Below are 2,604 nucleotides of genomic sequence, written 5' to 3'. Positions count from 1 at the left end.
CGTCGCGACCCCGGCCGAGCCCGCGCCGGCCGACGCCGCCGCCGTCCCGTCCCCGCGCGCCTGACCCGCCCGTTTCCGAGGAGACCGCACCGATGCGTACCACCCGATTCGTCGCGCCCGCCGCCGCCGGGCTGCTCGCCGTCGCCGGCCTGGCCGGCTGCGGCGGAGGTGACGACACCGACGCCACGGCCGGTGGGCCGATCGCGGTCAAGGCGACCGACACCGTCTGCGAGGTCGGCAGCACGGAGATCGACGCCGGCCAGGTCACGTTCAAGGTGACGAACAACGGCTCCAAGGTCAACGAGTTCTACGTCTACGCCGCGGGCGACCGCGTGATGGGTGAGGTGGAGAACATCGCGCCGGGGCTCAGCCGCGAGCTGCGAGTCGAACTGCCCGCCGGCACGTACGAGACCGCCTGCAAGCCGGGCATGAGCGGCCGGGGCATCCGGGGTGCGCTGAAGGTCAGCGGCACCGCCGCGAGCGTCGCCCCCGACGCCGCGTTGAGCCAGGCCACCGCCAGCTACCAGCGCTACGTGCAGAGCCAGACCGCCGCGCTGCTGACGAAGACCGAGGAGTTCGTGGCCGCGGTCAAGGCCAACGACGTGGCGAAGGCGAAGGCGCTCTACCCGGTGGCCCGCACCTACTGGGAGCGGATCGAGCCGGTGGCGGAGAGCTTCGGCGACCTGGACCCGAAGATCGACGGCCGCGAGGAGGTCGTCGAGGAGGGCATGGAGTTCACCGGCTTCCACCGGATCGAGAAGGATCTCTGGACCAGCGGTGACGTGAGCAAGGACGGCCCGATCGCCGACCAGCTCCTGGTCGACGTCAAGGCGATCGTGGCCAAGGCCAACGCCGAGAAGCTCACCCCGCTCCAGCTCGCCAACGGCGCCAAGGCCCTCCTCGACGAGGTCGCCAGCGGCAAGATCACCGGCGAGGAGGAGCGCTACTCGCACACCGACCTGTGGGACTTCAACGCCAACCTGGAGGGCTCGAAGGCGGCCGTCGCAGCGCTGCGCCCCGCCCTGGAGCAGCGCGCGCCCGAACTGGTCAAGCAGCTCGACAGCGAGTTCGCGAACGTCGAGGCGGCGCTCGGCAAGCACCGCGCCGGCGACGGTTGGAAGCTGCACACCCAGCTCAGCAAGGCCGAGCTGAAGGAGCTGTCGGACAGCATCAACGCGCTGGCCGAGCCGGTCAGCAAGGTCGCGGCGGCCGTCGCGCGATGAGTGCCCCGGCCGGTGGCGACGCGATGAGCGAGCCGAACAGCGAGCGGGCCGGTCGTGGGGTCTCCCGCCGGCGGGCGATGACCCTGGCCGGTGTCGGGGTGGCCGGTGTCGCCGGTGCGGCCGCCGGCGCGGGCGCGCTGCTCGCGGGTGGCGACCGGGCGTCCGCCACCGAGACGGCCGCCGGTGCGGTCCCGTTCCAGGGCGAGCACCAGGCCGGAATCACCACCCCGGCCCAGGACCGGTTGCACTTCGTCGCGTTCGACGTGGTCACCAAGGACCGGGACCGCCTGGTCGCGATGCTCCAGGAGTGGACCGCCGCCGCGGCCCGGATGACCGCCGGAAAGGACGCCGGGCTGATCGGCGCCGTCGGCGGCATGCCGGAGGCCCCGCCGGACGACACCGGTGAGGCGCTCGGGCTGCCCCCGTCCCAGCTGACCGTCACCGTGGGCTTCGGCGCGTCGCTGTTCCGGGACGCCCAGGGCCGGGACCGGTTCGGCATCGCCGACCGGCGGCCCGCCGCGCTCGCCGAGCTGCCGCACTTCGCCGGCGACGCGCTCAGGCCGGAGCTGTCCGGCGGCGACATCTGCGTCCAGGCCTGCGCCAACGATCCGCAGGTGGCGGTGCACGCCATCCGCAACCTGGCCCGCATCGGCATGGGCGTGGTGAGCGTCCGCTGGTCGCAGCTCGGCTTCGGGCGTACCTCGTCGACCTCGCGGGACCAGGCGACGCCACGCAACCTGTTCGGCTTCAAGGACGGCACCGCCAACCTCAAGGCCGAGGACGACGGCCTGCTGCGCGAGCAGCTCTGGGTGCAGCCCGGCGACGGCCCGGACTGGATGGCCGGCGGGTCCTACCTGGTCACCCGCAAGATCCGGATGCTGATCGAGACCTGGGACCGCAGCCCGCTGGCCGAGCAGGAGATGATCACCGGCCGGACCAAGGGCAGCGGCGCCCCGCTGGGTAAGCGCGACGAGTTCGACGAGCCGGACTTCGCCGCCAAGGGCGACGACGGTCAGCCGGTCATCGCGGACAACGCCCACGTGCGGCTCGCCCACCCGGACCAGAACGGCGGCGCCCGACTGCTGCGGCGCGGCTACAACTTCGTGGACGGCTCGGACGGGCTGGGCCGGCTCGACGCCGGCCTCTTCTTCATCGCCTACCAGCGGGACCCGCGCAAGCAGTTCGTGCCGATCCAGACCCGGCTGGCCCGCAACGACGCGATGAACGAATACCTGCGGCACGTCTCCAGCGGCCTGTTCGCCTGCCCGCCGGGCGTGCGCGACGCGGCCGACTGGTGGGGGCGCGCGCTGTTCTCCTGAGCCGGCTCAGCGGCGTACCGGCCCGGGCCCGGCGGGTTCCGGGGCGGCGCGTCGCAGCGCGG

The 2,604-nt window shown here is 73.3% G+C and carries 2 protein-coding genes; both read left to right on the top strand.

The annotated features are described in order from the left end of the window. Positions 1-92 precede the first annotated feature (92 nt). Entirely contained in the window at positions 93-1,223 is a 1,131-nt protein-coding gene (gene efeO, locus HUW36_RS30540; RefSeq protein ID WP_174531255.1) for an iron uptake system protein EfeO, read from the top strand. After that, positions 1,220-2,542 carry an iron uptake transporter deferrochelatase/peroxidase subunit gene (gene efeB / locus HUW36_RS30535; protein WP_174531254.1) on the top strand — a complete coding sequence of 441 codons (1,323 nt, stop codon included), beginning with the start codon at positions 1,220-1,222 and terminating at the stop codon, positions 2,540-2,542. The genes efeO and efeB overlap by 4 nt, the downstream gene beginning before the upstream one ends. Positions 2,543-2,604: the final 62 nt, after the last annotated feature.

This window comes from Micromonospora maritima (assembly GCF_902825405.1).
GTDB lineage: Bacteria > Actinomycetota > Actinomycetes > Mycobacteriales > Micromonosporaceae > Micromonospora > Micromonospora maritima.
The sequence above is the reverse complement of the archived record's forward strand: the minus strand, read 5'-3'. Positions and strand labels throughout refer to the sequence as shown.

Coding starts and splice junctions, on each gene's coding strand:
- efeB (WP_174531254.1), top strand. CDS start 1,220: ATGAGTGCCCCGGCCGGTGGCGACGCGATGAGCGAGCCGAACAGCGAG.
- efeO (WP_174531255.1), top strand. CDS start 93: ATGCGTACCACCCGATTCGTCGCGCCCGCCGCCGCCGGGCTGCTCGCC.